Source organism: Pantoea septica (assembly GCF_002095575.1).
Lineage (GTDB): Bacteria > Pseudomonadota > Gammaproteobacteria > Enterobacterales > Enterobacteriaceae > Pantoea > Pantoea septica.
Window position 1 is genome coordinate 136,569 of record NZ_MLJJ01000003.1, and the last position, 21,821, is coordinate 158,389.

General features: G+C 60.9%; 21 protein-coding genes. 9 read left to right on the top strand and 12 right to left on the bottom strand.

The window, feature by feature from the left end:
* Positions 1–55: 55 nt before the first annotated feature.
* From rhaM to rhaB, 4 genes are read right to left on the bottom strand one after another with little or no spacing between them, the layout of a single operon-like run.
* Positions 56–370: an L-rhamnose mutarotase gene (gene rhaM / locus HA46_RS02680; protein WP_084882098.1), complete on the bottom strand. Its 315-nt coding sequence runs from the start codon at positions 368–370 to the stop codon at positions 56–58.
* A complete protein-coding gene (gene rhaD / locus HA46_RS02685) occupies positions 360–1,202 on the bottom strand; it encodes a rhamnulose-1-phosphate aldolase (RefSeq protein ID WP_033790082.1) in 843 nt (280 codons plus the stop codon). The genes rhaM and rhaD overlap by 11 nt, the downstream gene beginning before the upstream one ends.
* 9 nt (positions 1,203–1,211) lie before the next feature.
* Entirely contained in the window at positions 1,212–2,468 is a 1,257-nt protein-coding gene (locus tag HA46_RS02690) for an L-rhamnose isomerase (RefSeq protein WP_084882099.1), read from the bottom strand.
* Positions 2,452–3,933, bottom strand: a complete 1,482-nt coding sequence (gene rhaB / locus HA46_RS02695) for a rhamnulokinase (protein ID WP_084882100.1) — start codon at positions 3,931–3,933, stop codon at positions 2,452–2,454. Before rhaB ends, HA46_RS02690 begins: the two co-directional genes overlap by 17 nt.
* A 290-nt stretch (positions 3,934–4,223) precedes the next feature.
* Between rhaB and rhaS the strand changes: the two genes are divergently transcribed.
* Together rhaS and rhaR are read left to right on the top strand one after the other, a co-directional pair.
* Positions 4,224–5,045, top strand: a complete 822-nt coding sequence (gene rhaS, locus HA46_RS02700; RefSeq protein WP_033790086.1) for an HTH-type transcriptional activator RhaS — start codon at positions 4,224–4,226, stop codon at positions 5,043–5,045.
* A 12-nt stretch (positions 5,046–5,057) separates the two neighbouring features.
* Complete coding sequence (rhaR, locus tag HA46_RS02705) at positions 5,058–5,930, top strand: HTH-type transcriptional activator RhaR (protein WP_084882101.1); 873 nt, start codon at positions 5,058–5,060, stop codon at positions 5,928–5,930.
* Positions 5,931–6,134: 204 nt separating this feature from the next.
* On the opposite strand, the gene rhaT is transcribed toward rhaR, so the two are convergent.
* A complete protein-coding gene (gene rhaT / locus HA46_RS02710; protein WP_033790088.1) occupies positions 6,135–7,169 on the bottom strand; it encodes an L-rhamnose/proton symporter RhaT in 1,035 nt (344 codons plus the stop codon).
* A gap of 357 nt (positions 7,170–7,526) precedes the next feature.
* On the opposite strand from rhaT, the gene HA46_RS02715 reads away from it, so the two are divergent.
* Positions 7,527–7,850, top strand: coding sequence for a hypothetical protein (locus HA46_RS02715; protein WP_084882102.1), 324 nt, complete (start codon positions 7,527–7,529; stop codon positions 7,848–7,850).
* 21 nt (positions 7,851–7,871) lie between these two features.
* Entirely contained in the window at positions 7,872–7,970 is a 99-nt protein-coding gene (locus HA46_RS20680) for a YoaK family small membrane protein (RefSeq protein ID WP_143806249.1), read from the top strand.
* Position 7,971: 1 nt separating this feature from the next.
* On the opposite strand, the gene HA46_RS02720 is transcribed toward HA46_RS20680, so the two are convergent.
* On the bottom strand, positions 7,972–8,238 hold the full coding sequence (locus HA46_RS02720) for a DksA/TraR family C4-type zinc finger protein (protein WP_033790090.1): 267 nt from the start codon (positions 8,236–8,238) through the stop codon (positions 7,972–7,974).
* Positions 8,239–8,478: 240 nt separating this feature from the next.
* On the opposite strand from HA46_RS02720, the gene aldA reads away from it, so the two are divergent.
* A complete protein-coding gene (gene aldA / locus HA46_RS02725; protein WP_084882103.1) occupies positions 8,479–9,918 on the top strand; it encodes an aldehyde dehydrogenase in 1,440 nt (479 codons plus the stop codon).
* A gap of 148 nt (positions 9,919–10,066) precedes the next feature.
* Positions 10,067–10,276: a hypothetical protein gene (locus tag HA46_RS02730; RefSeq protein ID WP_033790092.1), complete on the top strand. Its 210-nt coding sequence runs from the start codon at positions 10,067–10,069 to the stop codon at positions 10,274–10,276.
* A 96-nt stretch (positions 10,277–10,372) separates the two neighbouring features.
* Here the strand turns inward: HA46_RS02730 and HA46_RS02735 are convergent, their stop codons facing one another.
* A complete protein-coding gene (locus HA46_RS02735; RefSeq protein ID WP_033790093.1) occupies positions 10,373–11,647 on the bottom strand; it encodes an MFS transporter in 1,275 nt (424 codons plus the stop codon).
* Positions 11,644–13,065, bottom strand: coding sequence for a M20 family metallopeptidase (locus tag HA46_RS02740; protein ID WP_084882104.1), 1,422 nt, complete (start codon positions 13,063–13,065; stop codon positions 11,644–11,646). Before HA46_RS02740 ends, HA46_RS02735 begins: the two co-directional genes overlap by 4 nt.
* 154 nt (positions 13,066–13,219) lie before the next feature.
* Between HA46_RS02740 and HA46_RS02745 the strand changes: the two genes are divergently transcribed.
* Entirely contained in the window at positions 13,220–14,128 is a 909-nt protein-coding gene (locus HA46_RS02745) for a LysR family transcriptional regulator (protein WP_084882105.1), read from the top strand.
* On the opposite strand, the gene HA46_RS02750 is transcribed toward HA46_RS02745, so the two are convergent.
* Positions 14,129–15,718 carry an ABC transporter substrate-binding protein gene (locus tag HA46_RS02750; RefSeq protein ID WP_084882106.1) on the bottom strand — a complete coding sequence of 530 codons (1,590 nt, stop codon included), beginning with the start codon at positions 15,716–15,718 and terminating at the stop codon, positions 14,129–14,131. It lies immediately after the preceding gene.
* 121 nt (positions 15,719–15,839) lie between these two features.
* On the opposite strand from HA46_RS02750, the gene pepT reads away from it, so the two are divergent.
* A complete protein-coding gene (gene pepT, locus HA46_RS02755) occupies positions 15,840–17,066 on the top strand; it encodes a peptidase T (RefSeq protein WP_084882107.1) in 1,227 nt (408 codons plus the stop codon).
* Between the two features lie 48 nt (positions 17,067–17,114).
* Here the strand turns inward: pepT and HA46_RS02760 are convergent, their stop codons facing one another.
* Complete coding sequence (locus tag HA46_RS02760) at positions 17,115–17,894, bottom strand: transporter substrate-binding domain-containing protein (protein WP_084882108.1); 780 nt, start codon at positions 17,892–17,894, stop codon at positions 17,115–17,117.
* Positions 17,895–17,911: 17 nt separating this feature from the next.
* Positions 17,912–19,072: a methionine aminotransferase gene (locus tag HA46_RS02765; RefSeq protein ID WP_084882109.1), complete on the bottom strand. Its 1,161-nt coding sequence runs from the start codon at positions 19,070–19,072 to the stop codon at positions 17,912–17,914.
* Positions 19,073–19,201: 129 nt separating this feature from the next.
* Here HA46_RS02765 and HA46_RS02770 point away from each other — a divergent pair, with 129 nt between their 5' ends.
* Entirely contained in the window at positions 19,202–20,041 is an 840-nt protein-coding gene (locus HA46_RS02770; RefSeq protein WP_033790102.1) for a LysR substrate-binding domain-containing protein, read from the top strand.
* Here the strand turns inward: HA46_RS02770 and HA46_RS02775 are convergent.
* Positions 20,038–21,699: a methyl-accepting chemotaxis protein gene (locus tag HA46_RS02775; RefSeq protein WP_084882110.1), complete on the bottom strand. Its 1,662-nt coding sequence runs from the start codon at positions 21,697–21,699 to the stop codon at positions 20,038–20,040. The two genes, HA46_RS02770 and HA46_RS02775, sit on opposite strands and share 4 nt — an antisense overlap.
* Positions 21,700–21,821: the final 122 nt, after the last annotated feature.

The following is a 21,821-nucleotide window of genomic DNA, read 5'->3' on the forward strand; positions in this document are numbered from 1 at the left end:
TTTGCGCTATGAAGTAATCAGGGCGGGAATTTTCCCGCCCTGCTCGTTGGTAACGTCACTCGAGGAAGAAGACCGGCTTCAGCGCCTGGCTCACCGGACTGTTGTCGGGATTGCTCGGCATAAGATCCTTCATCGACGCCCACCAGCGCTGACACACTTCCGTCTGCGCCACCGCGTTCCAGCGCTCTTCCGACTCGATCTCCACGCTGGCGAACAGCAGGTGTCGTTCGGCGTCCAGCCAGATAGCGTAGTTGCGCGCGCCATGCGCCTTGAGCGTTTCCGCCAGCTCCGGCCAGATGGGCGAATGGCGACGCTCATACTCCTGATGGCAATCGGTATTCACCTGCATGACAAAGGCTTTACGAAGCATTGGCCGGACCCGCGTCGAGTGCTGCCTGCCAGGGCTTGACGTTGAAGCGTTTGCCCAGCGCCACCAGCTGTTCGGTCGTGATGCTCTGGCGAATGCCGCCCATAGACAGCACCTTCACGATCACCTCTGAGGATTTCTCCGCGGTGTCGATCAGGCCGAAGGTTTCATCCAGCGTCGGTCCGGCGCCGAAGATGCCGTGGAACGGCCACATCACGATGCTGTGAGACGCCATCTGATCGGCTGTCGCCTGACCGATTTCATCGGTACCCGGCACCATCCACGGCAGAATGCCGACGCCGTCCGGGAACACCACCAGACACTCGGTGCTGCCTTCCCACAGCAGGCGGGTAAAGCGTGCCGAATCGAGATCCACCACATAGCTCAGCGACATAAAATGGGTCGCGTGACAGTGCATGATCACGCGATCCGCGCCGCCGGAGACCGCTTTGCGCACGCTGTGAGACTGGAAGTGCGCCGCCAGCTCGGAGGTAGGCAACCCGCCGTTGCTCAGCCCCCAGTGAATTTTATAAGAGAGACCTTGCTCGTCGACCTTCAGCAGCGCCAGGCTGTCGGCGGGGTCGAGCTGTACGTTGCGGAAAAACTTGCCCGACCCGGTGACGAGGAACCAGCAGTCAGCCAGCGCAGGCGCTGGTTTCGTCAGCTCAACGCAGCGCGGCTCGGCGTAAAAGTCGCCAGCGAAAGGCTTTACTTCCTCTTCCAGCAGGCGCAGCGACACGTTGCCGCCGTTACGTTCGTCCCAGCCCTTCAGCCACATATCGCTGGTGGCTTTAACCATTCCCTGTACAAACCAGGATGAAAGAATGCTTTGCATAGTGAACCCTTAACGTTGATTCAGAATTTGTTTTTCGTAGTGACGCACATCGCTTAACCAGCTGGCGTCGGCGGGCACGTCGTGGCGCAGGCACCATGCTTCCCATACCGCCTGCCACGGCAGCGATTTTTGCTCTTCCAGCAGCGCCAGACGCGCGGTGTAGTCACCGGCGGTTTCGCTCTGGCGCAGGCGCTCGGTCGGCTCCAGCAGCGCGCGCAGCAGCGCTTTTTTGGTGTTGCGCGTGCCGATGACCCAGGCGGCGATGCGGTTAATAGAGGCGTCGAAGAAGTCGAGGCCGATATGCACCTTGTCGAACAGCTGGTGGCGCACGATTTCGCTAGCGATCGCCTGGGTTTCATCGTCGAGCAGCACCACATGGTCGCTGTCCCAGCGCACCGGACGGCTGACGTGCAGCAGCAGGCGCGGCACATAGAGCAAGGCGGTGGAGATCTTGTCGGAGATCACCTCGGTCGGATGGAAGTGGCCTGCGTCCAGCGTCAGCGCGGTCTGACGGCTGGTGGCGTAGCCCATAAAGAACTCGTTGGAGCCGACGGTGTAGCTTTCTGCGCCGATGCCGAACAGCTTGCTCTCGACCGCGTCGATATGGTGCTGCGGGCTGAGCTTCTCGGCGATCACCTCATCCAGCGCGCTCAGCAGCCGCTGACGCGGCGCCAGCCGATCCACGGTGAGATCTTTCATGCCGTCCGGCACCCAGATATTCATCACCGACGGCGTGCCGAGCTGCTCGCCGAAGTAAGCCGACACGCGGCGGCTCGCCTTGCAGTGATCGATCCAGAACTGACGGATCGCCTTGTCGGCGTGCGACAGGGTGAATCCGTCGGCGCTCAGCGGATGCGAAAAGCAGCTCGGGTTGAAATCGAGCCCCAGCTTCTGCTGCCTGGCCCACTCCACCCAGTTGGCGAAATGCTTCGGCTCAATGGCGTCGCGATCCACCGGCGACTCGCTTTCCAGATAGATGGCGTGCAGGTTCAGGCGCTTGGGACCCGGGATCAGCGACATCGCTTTTTCCAGGTCGGCGCGCAGCTCAGCGGCATTGCGCGCTTTGCCGGGATAATTGCCGGTCGCCTGAATGCCGCCGGTCAACGCCCCCTGCGGATTCTCAAAGCCGCGCACGTCGTCGCCCTGCCAGCAGTGCATGGAGACGGGGACGCTATCCAGACGCGCCATCGCCCGATCGACATCCACGCCGATATCGGCATAACGTTGTCTAGCCAGTTCAAATGCTTGCTCAATCAGCTTTGTCATATGCGAGTTCCTTAGCAGGCTGACTCAGCGCCGAAAAGCGTGCCTGACAGGCGCGAAAGGCGCTGTTGGTCAGCGGTTCAAATGTCTTCAGAGGGAAGTTGTTTTCTACGCAGCGGCGGAAATCCGCCACGTCGGTCAGTTCGCCTAAGGCGATAAGCTGGCAGCCGACGTTGCCCAGCGTCGAGGCTTCCACCGGCCCGGCCAGCACCGGGATTTCGCAGGCGTCGGCGCAGAGCTGGTTGAGAAACTGATTCTGGCTGCCGCCGCCCACTACGTGCAGCTGGCGAAACGCGCCGCCGCGCAGCGTGGCCAGCTCGTCGATGACCTGACGGTAGAGCAGCGCGAGGCTGTCGAAAATACAGCGCGCCAGCGCAGCGGCGGACTGCGGCACCACCATATGCTGTTCGGCGCAGGCATTCTGAATTTCGTTGACCATGCTGTCGGGATTAATGAAGCGCGCGTCGTTGGGATTGATCAGCGCGCGACAGGCCGGCTCTTGCGCCGTCTCCGCGATCAGCGCGCAGAGATCGTCGATTTGCAGCTCGTCGCAGACCCGCTGCAGCAGCCAGAGCCCCATAATGTTTTTCAGCACGCGATAGCCTTCGGCGCCGCCCTCGTTGGTGATATTCGCCTTAAGCGCGTCCGCGGAGGCGTAAGGCAGCAGGCTTTCGAATCCCATCAGCGACCAGGTGCCGGAACTGAGATAGGCCGCGTTGTCCTGGGTCAGCGGCGTGGCGAGCACCGCGCTGGCGGTGTCGTGCGTAGTGACCGCGATGACCGGAATCTCGTCGCCGCGGGCGTTCTGCCAGCAGCCGATAACATTGCCCGGCGCCGTGGGTTTGCCGAACCAGGCGGGCGACGCGCCTGCCCAGTCAAGCAGTTCGGCGTCCCATTCGCCGCTTGCGATATTCAGCAGCTGCGTGGTGGTGGCGTTGGTGTACTCCCAGTTAAGCTTGCCCGTCAGGCGATAGTGCAGATAGTCGGGGATCATCAGCGCGTGGGCGACCTTCTCTTTCCAGTCCGGCTGCTGCTGGCTCAGGGCGCGGAACTGATAAAGGGTATTGAACGGCAGAAACTGGATGCCGGTGCGGGCGTAGATCGCCTCTTTGCCCAGCTCGCGCAGCGCCTGCTCCATCACGCCGTGGGTGCGTTTGTCGCGATAGCTCACCGCTTCGCCGACGCGGTTGCCCGCTTTATCCAGCAGCACCATATCGACGCCCCAGGTGTCGATGCCGATGCTGTCCGGCACGATGTTCTCCTCGTCCAGCTGCGCCAGCCCGGCGCGGATTTCGCGCTCCAGATGATCGAGATCCCAGCAGTCATAGCCGGCGCGACGTTCGCGACGGCTGGCGAAACGACGCACTTCGCGCAGATCGATTTGCTGTGATGCGGCGTCCCACCGGGCGAGCATCACGCGTCCGCTGGATGCGCCCAAATCAACCGCAACGATATATCGCTTACTCATGGCCCGTTCTTCCTTAGATATGATGCTGACAGAGTAGGAACCTTGCGCGCACGTCACCTTCCCCGTACTGCCAGCGCCGCAACGCCGCTGGCAGGTTTGCAAAGAAGTTCGTGAGAGAGATCACAGAGGCGCAAGGGCGACGGATGTGAGCTTCGCCGCAATTCTTTTAGCTGGTGGGAATATCTTGAAAAAAAGGCAAATTTCCTGCGCTTCGCGGTAGAAAATTCAAGGTCAACCGCGCGAGCGCTGAGTAGACTCGGTTACGCTTTTGTTAAACGACCGAGGCTCCAATGACGATTTTACACAGCGCCGACTTCTTTCCTCAGGGCGACTACGCCATCGCTATCGAACCACGGGTGCCGCAGCAGGCGTTTCCTGAACATCACCACGATTTTCATGAAATCGTGCTGGTGGAACAGGGCTCGGGGATTCATGTGTTCAACGGACAACCGCAAACGCTGTGCGCCGGCTGCGTCTGCTTCGTGCGCGATCACGATCGCCATCTGTACGAACAGACCGAGAATCTCTGCCTGACCAACGTGCTTTACCGCAGCCCGGGCGCGTTTCGCTTTCTCTCGGGACTGCAGGCGCTGCTGCCCAACGATCAAGACGGCAGCTACGCTTCGCACTGGCGGATAAATAATAAAGTCATGACGCAGGCGCTGGATGTAGTGGCGAAGATGCGGCAGGATGATGGCTGGTCGCTGGAGAAGCAGGCGCGGCAGGAGCAGCTCTTTTTACAGCTGCTGGTTTTACTGCGCGAAGCGTGCCGCAACGAACAGGCGCAGGATCAGGAAGCGCGCCTTCACCGCCTGCTCGACTGGCTTAACGATCACTACAGTGAAGAAATTTTGTGGGAGCCGCTGGCCGACCGCTTTGCGCTGTCGCTGCGCACGCTGCACCGTCAGATGAAGCAACAGACCGGCAGCACGCCGCAGCGCTATCTGAACCGTCTGCGTCTGCTGCAGGCGCGCCATCTGCTGCGCCACAGCGATCTGCGCATTACCGATATCGCCTTTCAGTGCGGCTTCGGCGACAGCAACCATTTCTCCACCCTGTTTCGGCGTGAATTTGGCTGTGCCCCGCGAGCGGAGCGCCAGCAGATGATGTAAAAGGAGCGAGCAATGACGCTGATACTGAGTCGGGACGACTATTTTGCCGCCCCAGGCCTGCCGGTTACGGTGGCTGAACGTATGCCGCAACCCTCTTTTCCTCCTCACCGGCATGAGTTCAGCGAAATTGTCATCGTCTGGCGCGGCAACGGCCTGCATATCCTCAACGATCGCCCCTGGCTGATTACCTGTGGCGACGTCTTCTATATCCGCGACCAGGATTGCCACAGCTACGACAGCGTCAACGATCTGGTGCTTGATAATATTCTTTACTGTCGCGATCGCTTCGGTCTGGCCCTCGACTGGACACAACTTTTGCCGCCGCAGGGCATCGACGCGCCGGGCTGCTGGCGGCTGACCACGCGCGGCATGGCGCTGGCGCGCGGGGTAATCAGCCAGCTGGAGCGCGAGAGCCGCAAGAGCGATCCCCTCTCTATTCAGCTGACGGAAGCGCTCTTTTTGCAGCTGGCGTTGATCTTGCGTCGTCACGGCTATGCGGCGGATCGCCCCTGGGCGCTGCCGGAAGGCGAACAGCTCGATCTGCTGATGTCGGCGCTGCAGGGCGCGGTAGCACGCCCCTTCGACCTGGCGGCGTTTTGTCAGCAGAATTCGCTGAACGAACGCGCGCTGAAGCAGCTGTTTCGTCAGCAGACCGGCATGACGGTCGGCCATTACCTGCGTCAGCTACAGCTCTGTCAGGCGAAGCATCTGCTGCGCACTCAGGACTGCCTGATCGGCGAAGTGGCGGCGCGCTGCGGTTTCGACGACAGCAACTATTTTTCAGTGGTGTTTACGCGCGACACCGGCTTGACCCCCAGCGCCTGGCGCCAGCGGTTCGTGCCGCAGCGGACGGGAAGTTCGGCGCAGGACAGAGCGCCGTTCTGAAAAAGCAGCAGCCGTTCATCTCTCGGGCCGCGCCAAAAGCCTGCTGGCGCGGGTGATGTGGCCCAGTCGCAAAAGCGCAAAAAGCGGCATCCTTGCCGGCTCGTCTGCGCCCCCCTGTCGTGGGACGCTTTGCTCCTCGGGCCTTCTTACCCGCGGGGTAGGTTATTTTCAAACCAGGACCTGCTTGTTTTTCTTCCTGCAGTCTTACGCGGCCATTCCAAGCCCAACGATATTGGCGGCGATAATAATCACCACGCAGCCGATGGAGAGCACGCCGACCGGACGGCGCCCGGCCGATTTCCACTCTTTCATCAGCAGCCCCACCAGCCCGCCGCACAGCACGTAGAGGCTCATATGGAGCATCCAGCTGACGTAGTCATACTGCGGCGGAATGCTGGCGTGGCCCCAGGCGTAGAAGAAAAACTGCAGATACCACATGGTGCCGCCCAGCACCGCAAAGGCGATATTGGCGATCAGCAGCGGCTTCGCCACGGAGAGATCCCGCCGTAGCGACAGTTCCGGCTTTATCGCCAGGCGGATAAAGCAGAACGCCAGATTGACCAGCGCCCCGCCGCCCATGATCACCACATAGCTTGGCAGCGCGACGTAGAGCGGATCGATGCCCAGCTGCGCCGCCGCTTCATGCATCGGTTTAGCCGCATCCATCGCGAACGACATGCCCGCTGAAAAGATGCCGCACATCACCGCCAGCACCAGCCCTTTCTTGAGGTTGAACTCCTCGGCATTGATCCCCAGCGCGCGCTCCTTCAGCAGGCCGGCGCGCGAAACGATGGCGACGCCCACCAGCGCTATGGCGACGCCGAGCAGCGTTAGACGGCCGCCGGTTGAGGCGAACAGCTCGCCGAAGCGTCCCTGGATCAGCGGCGTCATCAGGGTGCCGACCACCAGCGTAATGCCGATAGCGATGCCGATCCCCATCGACATGCCGAGATAGCGCATCGTCAGGCCGTAGTTGATATTGCCGATGCCCCACATTGCGCCGAACAGAAACACCGGCAGCAGCTGTGAGGCGCTAAAGCTGCCGTAATAAGCCCAGAAGTTCGGCAGCAGCACGGCGCTTACCGCCCACGGCAGGATCAGCCAGGACATAAAGCCGCCGATCGACCACATCGTTTCCCATGACCACTTTTTCACCTGTTTGAACGGCGCGTAGAAACACGCGGCGCTGGCAGCTCCGACGAGATGCCAGAAGATACCTGCAATAATGGCACTGTTCATTGTTATTCCTTGCATAAGGTTGAGGCCTACAGGAAACCCGGTTCCTGATTAGCAGGCAGTCTACGGCGCGCCTGAACGCCTCAGCCTTTGGATGGCTGCCGATTGCAAAGCCGAAATGGCAATATCCGCCAGTTATTCCCTACGCGGATCACAGTTTCGACTTTGTCGGGCTGACAGCGAGCCAATCCTTTAAGTCTCTTATTATTCAGGATTTTTTTGCAAATTGCTGTGCCGCGCAGCACATTTATCAGCTGGCTGCCGCTTTTGTCTCGTCCCTGGCAGCAACAGAAAGATCGCTTCACTAATGACGCTTAACGCCGTATAAAACGTAGAAAATCTTCGACAGCCGGAATTGAGATGACGGGTAAATGGTTAACGCTGTTCTTAACGCGGACGGTGAGTCGCGTGATGCTGGACGATCTACGCGCCATCCTGCCCGCCAGCGCGCTTAAGATTTTTATTAATGGACTGGAAGAGGCGCAGTACGCCACGCTGGAGTGCCAGCAGGCGGAAGAGAACTGCGCGCTGATCGCTTCTGCGCTGGTGGTGTGGCGTCAGCTGGGCCAGGTGCACAGCATTACCTATAAAAAAGGCGAAGTGCTGCGCGACGTCAGCGACGCCACCCAGTTTCAACTATTTAGCATGCTGAAAACGCACCGCGCGGTGATGCAGGTCGCCTGACGTGGAGATAACGAGGTTTCTATGAGAGTGGGTATTCTGTTTCCGATCGCGATTATCGTCGCTGGCGTCGGCTTTCTGGCATGGTTTATCGGCAGCGGACTCGCCATGCCAGGTTCCTGAGCTATCGCAGCTGACTGTCTTTACTGCCGCGGCGGTTGAAGAGCGCGCTGCCCTTCAGCTCTTTATCATGCTCCTGCTGACACGCCAGGCAGAAGCGAACGCCCGGCACTGCCTCGCGGCGCGCCTGCGGGATCGGCTCGCCGCACTCGTCGCAAAACTTCGCGCTTTCGCCCTTGCTCATGGTGCCGCGCACGCGCGCAATCTCATCGTTAACCGTACTTTCGATCTGTTCCTGAACGGCGCCGTCTGACGCCCATCCGCTAGCCATAACGTCCTCCTTATGCCTCCTTAAAGTGTTGGCCCAAATTCCGTTTTGCGCAACGTAGAGAAGATGTGCGGGCCATCGCCGCTGAATACAACCTTTTGCCGCCCTCATCGTTCCAATCTGCGTCTGTTTGCCAGCGCCGCGCCGCCTGTGGCAATCAGACTAAGGTGTCCCCTTCCGTTTTGTTTCACGCTGCATTTATAGAACATCTTATTAACGTACCAGACATCGGAGATTCGGCAGATGACAACAGAACTCAAACATTATATTAACGGCGAGTTTGTCGCGCACAGCGGAGACAACTGGATCGAGGTGATCAATCCCGCCACCGAAGCGCTGCTGGCTCGCATACCTGAAGGCTGCGCGCAGGACGCCAGCCGCGCGATTGACGCCGCCGAAGCGGCGCAGCCGTCATGGGAAGCGCTGCCGGCCGTGGAGCGCGGCGGCTGGCTGCGCAAGCTGGCGGCCGCTATTCGCGATCGCGAGCCGGAACTCACCGCCACCATCGTCGCCGAAGGCGGCAAAACCCAGGGGCTGGCGCAGACCGAAGTGCTGTTCACCGCAGATTATCTGGAATATATGGCCGAATGGGCGCGCCGCTATGAAGGCGAGATCGTCAACAGCGATCGGCCCAATGAAAATATTTTCGTCTTTAAGAAGGCGATCGGCGTCACCACCGGCATTTTGCCGTGGAACTTCCCTTTCTTCTTAATCGCCCGCAAAGCCGCGCCCGCGCTGATCACCGGCAATACCATCGTGATTAAGCCCAGCGAGCTGACGCCGCTTAATGCCGGCATTTTTGCCGAGATCGTGCATCACATTGGCCTGCCGCCGGGCGTGATTAACGTTGTCTATGGCTACGGCCCGGAGATTGGACAGGAGCTGGCCGCAAACGCGAAGGTTGGCCTGGTCAGCCTGACCGGCAGCGTCGGCGCAGGCGTCGCCACCATGACGGCGGCGGCGAAGAACGTGACTAAAGTGTCGCTGGAGCTGGGCGGCAAAGCGCCCGCGATCGTGATGGACGATGCCGACGTCGAGCTGGCGGTTAAGGCGATCGTCAGCTCCCGGGTGATCAACAGCGGCCAGGTCTGCAACTGCGCGGAGCGCGTCTATGTGCAGGAGGGCGTTTACGATCGCTTTATGACTGCGTTAACCGAGGCGTTCAAAGGGGTAACCTTCGGCAATCCGGCGGAGCAGCGCGATCTGGATATGGGGCCGCTGATTAACGCCGCCGCGCTGGCGCGCGTCGAGAAGAAAGTCGCGGACGCCGTGGCGGCGGGCGGCAAGGTGGTGCTGGGCGGCAAGCGCGCCGGTGAAAAGGGCTTCTTTTTTCAGCCGACGATCATCGCCGACGTCCGTCAGGATATGGAGATTATGCGCGAGGAGATCTTTGGGCCGGTGCTGCCGGTGATGACCTTCAAAACGCTGGACGAGGCCATTGCGCTGGCAAACGACTGCGAGTACGGCCTCACCTCCTCTCTCTATACGCGGGATCTGAATACCACCATGGTGGCGCTGCGTAAGCTGAAGTTCGGCGAAACCTACGTTAACCGCGAGAATTTTGAGGCGATGCAGGGGTTCCATGCAGGCTGGCGCAAATCGGGCATCGGCGGCGCCGACGGTCGACACGGGCTGGAAGAGTATTTGCAGACGCACGTCGCCTATCTGCAGTTTTCGCTGTGACGATAAGCCGCCCACCGGGCGGCTTGCTCGTTCGGGTAAGACGCCATTTTGTGAAGCAGAACAGATAAAAAAGATTGTCGCCATCAAAATAAACCCCCATATTCACGAGGGGTATTACCCCAGCGTTTATTTTGAAAAGGAGATCAAAATGGCTTTAAGCGATCATGAATACGTCAATTTTTCTGAAGACTATGAGCTTGATTATCATCTACGCAAGGTGAATAAGCAGCAAACCTCTGGTAATCGCACAACCCTGGGCACGATGGGCGCAGAACTCAAGGCGCGCCTGGGTAAAACCTTCCTGACCCACGCAGAATTCCATACTTATATCCTGACCCAGCTTCATCGGCTAACCTAAAACCGCAGCGGTTCGCCAGGCTGCCCTCGTCGGGCAGCCTGACCGCCATCCTTGACGCGAGACCGAGTACGTCCGTCAGGTTGTTGCCGCCTGTTTTCACACTACGCGCGACCGGCTGCGCAGCAGCGCAGCAGCGCTCAGCAGCGATACCGCCATCAGGTAGTAGCCCGGCGCGAGACTGCTGCCGGTGGCGTTTATCAGCAGCGTGCAGATCAGCGGCGCGAAGCCGCCGAATATCGTCACCGCGACGTTATAGCTGATCGCCATGCCGCTGGCGCGCGTGCCTGCGGGAAAGAGATCCGCCATCACCGACGGCACGGTGGAAAAGTAGATCGATTTCAGCAGCGCCATCCAGCCCACCAGCAGCATCAGCGACAGCGCCGAAGTGTGATTCACCATATAGCGGAAGGCGGGATAGATGGTCACCAGCAGCAGCAGCAGCGACCCCCACATCAGCGGCACGCGCCCTACGCGCTCGGCCCACAGCCCCATCAGCGGCGTCACCAGAGTGAGGATCGCCCCCGCCAGCAGCGTGGCGCTAAAGGCGACGCTGCCCGGCAGATGCAGCGTTTTGGTGGCATAGGTCGGCACATAGTTCAGCATGTAGTTGACCGCCGTTGAGATCACCATCAGCCCGACCGCCAGCAGCATCAGCTCTTTCTGACCACCAAACAGCTGCTTCAACGGCGCCGCGCTTTTCTCCTGCTGCGTAAAGCTGGCCGGTTCATGAACGTGGCGGCGGATATAGATCCCTAGCGGCCCGATCAGCAGACCGAAGGCGAAAGGAATGCGCCAGCCCCAGGACTGAATTTGCGCCTCGCTGAGGATCTGCGTCAGCCCGAGGCCGAAGGCGGAGGCCATCAGCGTGCTGGCGCCCTGCGTCGCGAACTGCCAGCTGGCGATAAAGGCTTTGCGCTCGGGAAAATGCTCCACCAGAAACGCCGTCGAGCTGCCGAACTCGCCGCCCGCCGAAAAGCCCTGAATCAGGCGCGCCAGCATGATCAGCAGCGGCGCCGCCAGCCCGATGGTGCCGTACTCCGGCATAAAGGTGATTATCGCCCCGCCCAGCATCATCAGATTGATAGAGAGCAGCAGCGCCTTTTTGCGGCCGTGACGGTCGGCGTAGTTGCCCAGCACCACCGCGCCGAGCGGACGGATGAGGAAAGAGACGCCAAAGCTGCCGAAGGTCAGCAGCAGCGACACGGAAGCGTCGCTGGTGGGGAAAAAGGCGTGGGCGATATAGCTGGCGAAGAAGCCGTAGACCGCAATATCGAACCACTCCAGCGCGTTGCCGATACAGGTGGCGAACAGGGTTTTGTGCAGGCTCGGCTTCGTCTGATCCTGCATTTCTGCTTGCGTCAGCGTGCTCATACGCTCGCCTCCTGGTAAGCCTGCTGCCGCGCCAGCAGCGCCTCGCCCTCTTCGCCCAGCTGCCAGAACAGCCGCGTCATGATCTGCAGGCCTTCGCGCGCGACGGACTTCAGCATATGCTCGTTGACGCCGTGCTGGCCGCAGGCGGGATAGGAGTGCGGCACCCACAGGGTCGGCAGGCCGAGGATCTCCGAAAAGACCTCGTTCGGCAGCGAACCGCCCAGGTTAGGCAGGAGCGCCGGTTTTTTGCAGCTGCTGACGGCCAGGTTCTCCAGCGCCCAGGCGACCAGCGGGCTTTGCGGATCGAGACGCGTGGCGGGCGAGCCGCGCAAAAACTCGACCTGCACAGCGTCGAATCCGTGTGCACGCAGATGCGCGTCGACGTGCGCCACCAGGTTTTCCCAGTCGGTGCCCACCACAAAGCGCAGCTGGCACACCGCGGTCGCCTCACCGGGGATCGCGTTCATGGGGCGCGCCGGGTTGCCGGTCTCGAAGGCCAGCACCTCCAGCGTGTTCCAGCCGTACAAACGTTCCGCCGCCGTCAGGCCCGGTTCGCCCCAGCCGGCGTCCAGCGCCGGATCGCCCGGCATGCCGCCTACCTCAATATCGCTGAGAATGGCGCGTACGGCCGCGCTCAGCGAGTCCGGCTTCAGCGCCTCGACCTGCAGCACGCCGCGCGCGTTGACCAGCGAGGCGATGGCGTTCGCCAGCTGGATGCCGGGATTGCTTAGCAGCCCGCCCCAGTTGCCGGAGTGATAGGCGTTGTCGCGCGCGCGGATGGTGAGGCGAAAATTGGCCGCGCCGCGCGAGCCGAGAAACAGCGTCGGTCGCGGCGCGCTGACGCGCGGGCCGTCGGAGGCGATAAAGAGGTCGGCGCGCAGCAGCGCCTGCTGCTGGCGGCATAGCTCGGCCAGACCCGGCGAGCTGATCTCTTCACCCATCTCGAACAGAATCTTGCAGTTAAAGCCGAGACGGCCGCCGCGCGCCTGGTGAACCTGCTCCAGCGCCGCCAGATTGACGCAGTGCTGGCCTTTATTGTCGGCGCTGCCGCGGCCATACCAGCGATCGCCCTCTTCGGTCAGCTGCCAGGGCGTCAGGCCGTCGCGCCAGTTTTCATCGTCGCCGAACACCACGTCGCCGTGGCCATAAAGCAGCAGCGTCGGCAGCGTCGCCTCTTCAATACGCGTCGCCACCAGGAAGGGAGGATTCCCCGCTGCAGGATTGTCGATAAAGTGCAGCGTGAAGCCAAGCGCCGCCAGCTGCGGCGCAATCTCCTGCTGCAAATAGTGATTGAGCTCGCCGTCGCGATCCGCCCGCTGACTTTCGGTGGCGCACGCCACGCGACGCGCCAGAAGCCGCTGGAATTCTCCGCTGTCGAAGTAGCGCATCGCCTGTTGAATCGCCTGTTGTTCCGTCATGTTTGCCCCGCCTTTTTTATTGTGTTGTCGCTCTATCTTTGCCAAAAGGCTGGCGTTGCCACAATTATCAATTTATCGACATAGCCTTGCTTTAAAAGCAAAGCTACAATGCCCGATAAAGAAGCATGCACCGCTGGGGTGCAGAGGTGGAGCGATGCTGAGCAGTGAAATCCGTTATTTCCTCGCCGTGGCCAACAGCGGTTCGCTGAGCGCCGCCAGCGAGCAGCTCTTTGTGGCGGTCTCCGCCATCAGCCGGCAGATCCAGCGGCTGGAGGCGCATGTGGGCGCGCCGCTGTTCGATCGACACGCGCGCGGCATGGTGCTCAATGAGGCGGGAGAAATTTTTGCCCGTCAGGTACGGCAAAACCAGCTGGATATGGAGTATGCGCTGGCGGAGATTAAGGGGCTGAAGGCGATACGCCGCACCCTCATTCGCGTCGCCTGCACTGACGGCATGGCGTTCAGCCTGCTGCCTGGCCTGCTGGCGGAGTTTCGCGCGCTGAATCCCGGCGTCTATTTTGCGCTTAAGGTCGAGAGCGCGCAGAGCGTAGCGGAGCGCGTGCGCGCCGGGGAGTGCGACGTGGCGCTGCAGTTTAGCCTTCACCCAGAGCGCGGCGTGGAAGTCACAGGCTCCTGGCCCGCGCCGGTGCTGCTGGCGATGCAGAAGGATCATCCGCTGGCGCAGCAGCCGGTAACGCTGGAGGCGCTCAGCCACTATCCCATGGCGCTGCCGGAGCAGAACACCACGGTGCGGCAGCTGTTCGATCTCGCCTGCCAGATGCGCGGCTGCGTGATTGAGCCGGTGCTGACCTGCGACTATTTCGCCACGCTCTATCAGTTTCTGCTCAATACCCCTGAGGCGATCACCATCAGCAGCGCTTTTACCCTGATCAACGCAGCGCACGCCCAGCATCTGGTGCTGCGCGAGATGGGCGTCGACCAGCTCAGCCAGCGCACGCTGCAGCTGCAGCGCGTGTCGGGCCGACAGCGCAACGCGGCGCTGTCGCCCTTTCTCGCCTTTCTCCAGCAGCGTATCAGTGCGATCGCCGCCGGACTGGCCTGATTACTTTTTGATATCGACTGGATAGAAGATGTGCTTGCCGAACGGGTCGATATCGTAGCCGCTCACCTCCTTACGTACCGGCTCGAAGATGGTCGAGTGAGCAATCATCACCGCGGGCATCTGATCATGCATGATCTGCTGCGCCTGCAGGTAGAGCGCGGTGCGCTTGCCCTGATCCGGTTCGGCGCGCGCCTGGGCGATCAGCTTTTCAAACGGCTGATAGCACCACTTCGAGGAGTTCGAACCGCCCTGGGTCGATTTACAGCTGTAGAGCGGCCCGAAAAAGTTATCGGGATCGCCGGTGGCGGTGGTCCATCCCATCAGCGCCGCCTGATGCTCGCCGCTGCGCACCCGCTTGAGATACTCGCCCCACTCGTAGGTGACAATCGTGGCCTTGATGCCGACCTTCGCCCAGTCCGCCTGAATCATCTCCGCCATACGGCGCGCGTTAGGGTTATAGGGACGGGAAACCGGCATCGCCCAGAGCGCGATTTCCGTGCCGGGCTTGATGCCCGCCTGCTGTAGCAGCGCTTTGGCCTTCTCGGGATCGTAGCTGTAATCTTTGAGGTCTCTGTTTTCGCTCCAGACCCCCGGCGGCAGAATGTTCTTCGCCGCGGTGCCGGTGCCTTTGAATATCGCGTCGATGATGGCGGGCTTGTTGATCGCCATCGCCAGCGCCTGCCGCACCTCCACCTTATCCAGCGGTGCTTTAGTGGTGTTGAACGCGAGGAAGCCGGTGTTCAGCCCCGCTTTTTGCATCAGGTTAATCGCCGGGTTGCTGCGCATTTTCTCCAGGTCGGCGGGGTTCGGGAACGGCATGATCTGACACTCGCCTTTCTCCAGTTTGGCGAGCCGCACCGAGGCGTCCGGCGTAATGCTGAACACGATGCGGTCCAGCTTCGCCTTGCCCGCCCAGTAATCAGGAAAGGCCTTATAGAGAATGCGCGAGTCTTTCTGATACTGCACCAGCTGGAACGGGCCGGTGCCGATGGGATCCATATCGACCTTCTCCGGCGTGCCCGCCTTCAGCATCTGGTCGGCGTATTCAGCGGAGTGAATCGAGGCGAAATACCAGGCGAGATCGGCGAGGAAAGGCGCCTCCGCGTGATTCAGGGTAAAGCGGACGGTGTGGTCGTCGACGCGATCGATGCTCTTGATCAGCGTGGTTAACTCCAGGCTGTCGAAGTTAGCGTAGGTGCCGCCAGAGACGTTGTGGTAGGGATTTTTGCTATCCATCTGCCGCATAAAAGAGAAGATAACGTCGTCGGCGTTGAAATCGCGGCTGGGCCTGAAGGCTTTATTGCTCTGAAACTTAACGCCTTTGCGCAGGTGGAAGGTATAGACCTTGCCGTCCGGGCTAATCTCCCAGCTTTCCGCCAGGCTCGGCACCAGTTCGGTGGTGCCATATTTAAAATCCACCAGCCGGTTAAAAACCGGCACCGCGCTGGCGTCCACGCTGGTTCCCGAGGTATAGAGCTGCGGATTGAAGTTTTCCGGCGACCCTTCGGCGCAGTAAACCAGCGTTTTCGCGCCGGCATTCTGCGCCAGGAAGGCGGTCAGCAACGCCAGCATCGCTATCTTCACTTTCATCATTTCCTCACTTTTTATTGACTTCCGTTGGTCAGATTCCCTAAATGATCAAGACGCTTTATGGATACCACGTTTTCGTAACATAACGATATCGCTGTTGGCAGACAAATAAGGATCGGTGATGACAGCCCTTGCAAATCAGTTAACCCAGCGTTTTTTTCGCTATCTGGCGGTCAGCAGCCAGAGCGACGCTAAATCAGACACCTTGCCGAGCACGCCCAGCCAGCACGCCATGGCGCAGCTGCTGGCGCAGGAGCTGACCGCCCTCGGGCTGGATGAGGTGGAAATCGACGACTGCGCCACGGTGACGGCGGTGAAGCGCGGCAACCGGCCCGCTGCGCCGCGCATCGGGTTTATCACCCATATCGATACTGTTGATGTGGGGCTGTCGCCTGATATTCATCCGCAGATCCTCACCTGGCAGGGCGAGGATCTGTTGCTCAACGCGCGCGAAGATATCTGGCTGCGCCGCGACGAGCATCCGGAGATCGCCCCCTATCTCGGCGAAGAGATTATTTTCAGCGACGGCACCAGCGTGCTGGGCGCGGACAATAAAGCGGCGGTGACGGTCGTCATGACGCTGATGGAGAATTTGCAGGGCGATCACGGCGATATCGTGGTGGCCTTCGTGCCTGACGAAGAGATTGGCCTGCGCGGCGCGAAGGCGCTCGATCTGGAAAAACGCTTCAACGTCGATTTCGCCTGGACCATCGACTGCTGCGAGCTGGGCGAAGTGGTCTATGAGAACTTCAACGGCGCGTCGGCGGAAATCATCTTTACCGGGGTGCCGGCGCATCCGATGTCGGCCAAAGGGGTACTGGTTAATCCGCTGCTGATGGCGCACGACTTTATCAGCCTGTTCGACCGCAAGGAAACGCCGGAACATACCGAGGGCCGCGAAGGTTATATCTGGTTTAATGAGATGCAGGCGGGCGCCAGCCAGGCCACGCTGAAGGCCTCGATACGCGATTTCGATCTGGCGCAGTTTGCCGCACGCAAAGAAGAGCTGCAGCAGGCCGCGGCGGAGATTGCGCAGCGCTACCCGACCGGCAGCGTCGCCATCAACATCAGCGACATCTACAGCAACATCAGCAACGCCGCGGGCGAGGATCGTCGCGCGATCGATCTGATCTTTGCCGCCCTGGCGGATCTTGATATCGAGCCAAAGGTGATCCCGATGCGCGGCGGCACCGACGGCGCGGCGCTGTCGGCGAAAGGCTTGCTGACGCCCAACTTCTTTACCGGCGCGCACAACTTTCACTCCCGCTTCGAGTTTCTGCCGATTTCATCTTTTGTGAAGTCCTATCAGGTGGCGGAGAGACTTTGCTTGCTGGCGGCGCAGGGCTAAAGGCTGCGCAGGCGAGAAAAAAGGCGGCCACTCGGCCGCCTTTTTTTGTTATTTCGTCGCGCTGACGTCAATGCCGGGAAAATATTTCGCCGCCAGCTTTTTCACCGTGCCGTCATCCTGAATTTTGGTAATCGCCGCATCCAGTTCCTGCTTCAGCTTCGTATCGCCTTTACGCAGGCCGAAACCGATGCCGGAGCCGAGAATCGCGTCATCCTCGACCGCCTTGCCGGCAAAAACAAAGCCTTTGCCCTGGGGTTTATCGAGGAAGCCCGACTGGCCGGCGGCCGACATCACCAGCGTGCCGTCCAGACGGCCTGCGACCATATCGTTATAGACCTGATTCTGATCCTGGTAGGAGGTCACGGTCACGCCCTGAGTCTCCCAGTGCTTCTTGGCGTAGGTCTCCTGAATCGAGCCTTGCAGCACGCCGATATTCTTGCCCTTCAGCGCCTCAGCGGTCGGCTGCAGCTTCTCGCCCTCTTTCACGATCAGCATGCTTGGAATGCGGTAGATCGGCTTCGTGAAGTCGATGCTTTTCGCCCGCGCCTCGGTGATATTCATCGCCGAGTTAATGGCGTCGAACTTCTTCGCCTGCAGCGCCGGGATCAGGGCGTCGAAGCTGCTCTCCACCCATTGACAGTTAAAATTCCCGGTGGCGCAAATGGCCTTGCCCAGTTCGATATCGAACCCTTCCAGCTCGCCCTGCGCATTGCGGCTCTCAAACGGCGCATACTGCGATTCAAGGCCGTAACGCAGCGTTTCCGCCGCCAGCGCGTGCGCCGAACTCATCATGCCCAGCGCCAGAAAGATCGCATTGATTTTTTTCATTTTGTTTTCCCCTGAGATTAACCCTTCACCCGACAGAGCGCTTCTGCGCCGCGCTGCAGAGTGGCGTCGTCTTTTGCAAAAGAGAGACGAATCACGTTGTTATCGGTGCCGTCCATATAAAACGCCGAAAGCGGGATGGTTGCCACGCCGTGTTCGACGATAAGACGTTTTACCATCTCGCTGTCGGGTTCGTCACTGAAATGTCCGTAGCTGGCCAAAACAAAAAACGAACCGGCGCACGGCAGCAGCTTAAAGGGCGAATCCTGCAGCAGCGTCACCAGGCGATCGCGCTTCTGCTGATAGAACGCCGACAGCGACAGATAGTTCTCGGCGCGCTGCAGATAGTGCGCGAACCCGATCTGCATCGGCGTATCGGCGGCGTACATCATAAACTGGTGCACCTTGACCAGCTCTTCCATCAGCTCGGCCGGGGCAAGGCAGTAGCCGACGCGCCAGCCGGTCACGTGAAAGGTTTTGCCGAAAGAGGAGACGATAACGCTGCGTTGCGCCAGCTCCGGATGGGTCGCCATGCCGCAGTGGGCGCGGCCGTCAAACAGGATATGCTCGTAGACTTCATCGGAGAGCACCAGGATGTCGGTGCCGCGCGTCAGCGCGGCCAGCTGCGCCAGATCGGCTGGCGTCAGCACCTGCGCGCTCGGGTTGTGCGGCGTGTTGATAATGATCATCCGGGTGCGCGGCGTCAGCGCGGCGCGCAGCGCCTCCCAGTCGATGGCGTAGTCAGGGAATTGCAGCTTCAGGCCGACCGGCGTGCCGCCCTGCAGACGCACCACCGGCGCGTAGCTGTCGAAGGCGGGCTCGAAGAAAATCACCTCGTCGCCCGGGTTCACCAGCGCCGTAATCGCCATATAGATGCCCTGGCTGGCGCTGCCGCTGATTAGCACTTCGGTCGCGGGATCGTAGTGCCGGCCGTAGAGCGCGGCGACCTTCGCGGCCAGCGCCTCTTTCAGCGCGGGCCAGCCGGTCATCGGCGCGTACTGATTATGCCCTTCGCGCATGGCGCGGCTGACCGCTTCCACCAGCGCCGGATCGCACGGAAAGTTGGGCGCGCCCTGCGACATGTTAATCGCCTGATGCTGCGCGGAGAGCTGGCCGATGACGCTGAATATCGTGGTGCCTACGTCGGGCAGTTTCGAGGTGACGTTAACGCTGCTTTTCATCGGGCGGACTCCTGCGCTGCTGCATAAAAATGTCGATTTCGTTGATTTCTATTCAACGACCCGGCGCTTGAGCCGACAAGCGAATTGTTGTCATAATAGCCATGACTAAATTGCATAGCTGGAGTGATAATGCCGCGTCCTCTGCCGCTTAACGCCATACACGCTTTCCTGGTGACCGCACGCCATCTCAACCTGACGCATGCGGCAGGCGAACTCTGTATTACCCAGGGTGCAGTGAGCCGCAAAATCGCCACCCTTGAACACTATCTGGGGTTCGCCCTGTTCGAGCGCCACGCGCGCGGTCTGCGCCTGACCTCGCAGGGCGCGGCGCTGCTGCCGGAGCTGCGTCAGGGTTTCGAGCTGATAGCGGGCGCGACGGACAAGGCGATGCGCCAGCATGGGTTGATCCGGCTTAAGGCGCCGACCTGCGCCATGCGCTGGCTGGTGCCGCGGCTGGTGGCCCTGGAGCAGCAGCGGCCGGAGCTGCACGTCGCGCTGACCACCACGCTGGAACATCACGCGCAGCTAGAGGGGTTCGACGCCGCTATTCTGTACGGCACGCCGCCGCCTGGGGCGATCCACCTGTTTGACGAGGCGATCACGCCGGTGATGGCGGGCGACGCCGCGCCGCCCGCCGCGCCCGAGGCGCTGGCCTCAATGACCTTTCTGCACCCCACCGGCGATACCCGGGACTGGCAGCTGTGGCTCAGCGCTCAGAATACCAGGCTGACGATGACGCGTAATCAGCACTTCAGCACCATGGATCTGGCGATCAGCGCGGCGATACAGGGGTTTGGCGTAACGGTGGCGGATATTAATCTGGTGGAGAGCGATCTGGCGAACGGGCGCCTGATTGCGCCCTTCGCCAGCCGGGTGAAAACCGGGGCGGCCTACAGTTTGCTGCAGCGCCCGGTAAGGGAAGCGCCGCCTTACCTCGCGGATCTGGCGGCCTGGCTGTCACGCGCTTAAAAGGTGACCCAGTCGGCGCCTGACTCCTCTTTAGGACGCGACGTGCCGCCGGCGGACGGGACGGGACGGTTGTTGCGTGACGGCGCGCTGGCCAGCGGCTCCTGCGACGAGAGGCGGAAACGGGAGACGGAGGCCTCAAGCGATTCGGTTTGACGCGCCAGCGCGGCGGCGGCGGCGGAGACCTCCTCCACCAGCGAGGCGTTCTGCTGCGTAACGCTGTCCATTTCAGTAACGGCGACGCCTACCTGCGAAATGCCTTTGCTCTGCTCTTCCGACGCGGCGGCGATCTGCTTCATGATGGCGTCCACATCCTGCACCGACTTGAGAATGTGATGCATGGTGTTGCCGGTGTTGCCCACCAGCGCCGCGCCCTTGTCAACGCGCTGCACCGAATCCTCAATCAGCGCGGCGATCTCTTTCGCCGCGGCGGCGCTACGCTGCGCCAGATTACGAACTTCGCTGGCGACCACCGCGAAACCGCGGCCCTGCTCGCCGGCGCGCGCCGCTTCCACCGCCGCGTTCAGCGCCAGAATATTGGTCTGGAAGGCGATGCCGTTAATGACGCTGGTGATCTCAGCGATCTTTTTCGAGCTGCCGGAGATGCCGTTCATGGTAGAGACCACTTCGCTCACCAGCTGGCCGCCCTGCTGGGCGGTCGACGAAGCGGTTTCCGCCAGCCTGCTGGCCTGACGGGCATTGTCGGCGTTGAATTTCACCGTCGCGGTCAGCTGCTCCATGCTGGCGGCGGTCTGCTCCAGCGCCGCCGCCTGCTCTTCGGTACGGGAAGAGAGATCGTTGTTGCCTGCCGAAATCTCTGCCGCGCCGCGGGAAATATTTTCGGTGCCGCTGCGAATGGCGCTTACCGCTTCGCGCAGGCTATCCTGCATGGCGCTCAACAGCGGCACCAGTTTGCCGACGCAGTTGCGGCCGAACGGCGTGACCGGCTGGCTGAGATCGCCCGTGGCGATCACGGCGAAATGCTCGCGGATACGGTCCAGCGGCTTAACCAGCATGGTGACCAGATAGCGATCGGTAAATAGCAGGATTAGCAGGCCGGCGAACACGGCGGCCATCAGCGTGATTTTGGTCAGCACGGTCAGGCGATCGACGTTGACGCGGGTCTGATCGAGCTTAATCGCCGCCGCCTGGTTAAAGGCTTCGGCGCTGGCGCCAAAGGTGCGGCTTAGCGCGGGCGTCACCGTACTGGCGTGCTGACGATAGACCTCGAGCGACCCCTGGCGCGCCTTCTCCAGCTGCGGCGTGACGCCCTCATCGAGCAACTTTTGCCAGCTGGCGATGGTCTGGTCTACGATCTGCGGCTCCATCGGGCCCGGCGACATCTGCTTAAACTGCGCCAGCTGCTGGGTCATATTGTCCAGCGCCTGCTGTACCGGCTTCCAGTCGGCGTCGGCTGGCTGCGCGCCACCGGCTTTCATCTCCATCACGCGCGACAGGCGCGTAATCACGCGGAAATACTGGTCGTTGCCCTTGCTTAAGGTGGTCATCTGCGCGACCAGATGGCGGTCGACATCATTGCCGTTGCTGAGCTCGCCGAGCGAATGGACGCTGAACCAGCCTACTGCGCACCACAACAGGCAAAACAAGCCGAGAATCCACAGCATAACGGCGCGAATCGTGAAGTTTTTTAGTATACCCATAGCCAAATCCTTGACGGTGAAAACCGAGAGGGGCCCGATAATCTCGGGCATAAAGGCGTTATCGGCAGGGATTCAGGAAGGTACAGCCTTTTAGTTAGCAATAAAGTTGCTCAATGAGTCCG

Coding starts and splice junctions, on each gene's coding strand:
- rhaM (WP_084882098.1), bottom strand. CDS start 370: ATGCTTCGTAAAGCCTTTGTCATGCAGGTGAATACCGATTGCCATCAG.
- rhaD (WP_033790082.1), bottom strand. CDS start 1,202: ATGCAAAGCATTCTTTCATCCTGGTTTGTACAGGGAATGGTTAAAGCC.
- HA46_RS02690 (WP_084882099.1), bottom strand. CDS start 2,468: ATGACAAAGCTGATTGAGCAAGCATTTGAACTGGCTAGACAACGTTAT.
- rhaB (WP_084882100.1), bottom strand. CDS start 3,933: ATGAGTAAGCGATATATCGTTGCGGTTGATTTGGGCGCATCCAGCGGA.
- rhaS (WP_033790086.1), top strand. CDS start 4,224: ATGACGATTTTACACAGCGCCGACTTCTTTCCTCAGGGCGACTACGCC.
- rhaR (WP_084882101.1), top strand. CDS start 5,058: ATGACGCTGATACTGAGTCGGGACGACTATTTTGCCGCCCCAGGCCTG.
- rhaT (WP_033790088.1), bottom strand. CDS start 7,169: ATGAACAGTGCCATTATTGCAGGTATCTTCTGGCATCTCGTCGGAGCT.
- HA46_RS02715 (WP_084882102.1), top strand. CDS start 7,527: ATGACGGGTAAATGGTTAACGCTGTTCTTAACGCGGACGGTGAGTCGC.
- HA46_RS20680 (WP_143806249.1), top strand. CDS start 7,872: ATGAGAGTGGGTATTCTGTTTCCGATCGCGATTATCGTCGCTGGCGTC.
- HA46_RS02720 (WP_033790090.1), bottom strand. CDS start 8,238: ATGGCTAGCGGATGGGCGTCAGACGGCGCCGTTCAGGAACAGATCGAA.
- aldA (WP_084882103.1), top strand. CDS start 8,479: ATGACAACAGAACTCAAACATTATATTAACGGCGAGTTTGTCGCGCAC.
- HA46_RS02730 (WP_033790092.1), top strand. CDS start 10,067: ATGGCTTTAAGCGATCATGAATACGTCAATTTTTCTGAAGACTATGAG.
- HA46_RS02735 (WP_033790093.1), bottom strand. CDS start 11,647: ATGAGCACGCTGACGCAAGCAGAAATGCAGGATCAGACGAAGCCGAGC.
- HA46_RS02740 (WP_084882104.1), bottom strand. CDS start 13,065: ATGACGGAACAACAGGCGATTCAACAGGCGATGCGCTACTTCGACAGC.
- HA46_RS02745 (WP_084882105.1), top strand. CDS start 13,220: ATGCTGAGCAGTGAAATCCGTTATTTCCTCGCCGTGGCCAACAGCGGT.
- HA46_RS02750 (WP_084882106.1), bottom strand. CDS start 15,718: ATGAAAGTGAAGATAGCGATGCTGGCGTTGCTGACCGCCTTCCTGGCG.
- pepT (WP_084882107.1), top strand. CDS start 15,840: ATGACAGCCCTTGCAAATCAGTTAACCCAGCGTTTTTTTCGCTATCTG.
- HA46_RS02760 (WP_084882108.1), bottom strand. CDS start 17,894: ATGAAAAAAATCAATGCGATCTTTCTGGCGCTGGGCATGATGAGTTCG.
- HA46_RS02765 (WP_084882109.1), bottom strand. CDS start 19,072: ATGAAAAGCAGCGTTAACGTCACCTCGAAACTGCCCGACGTAGGCACC.
- HA46_RS02770 (WP_033790102.1), top strand. CDS start 19,202: ATGCCGCGTCCTCTGCCGCTTAACGCCATACACGCTTTCCTGGTGACC.
- HA46_RS02775 (WP_084882110.1), bottom strand. CDS start 21,699: ATGGGTATACTAAAAAACTTCACGATTCGCGCCGTTATGCTGTGGATT.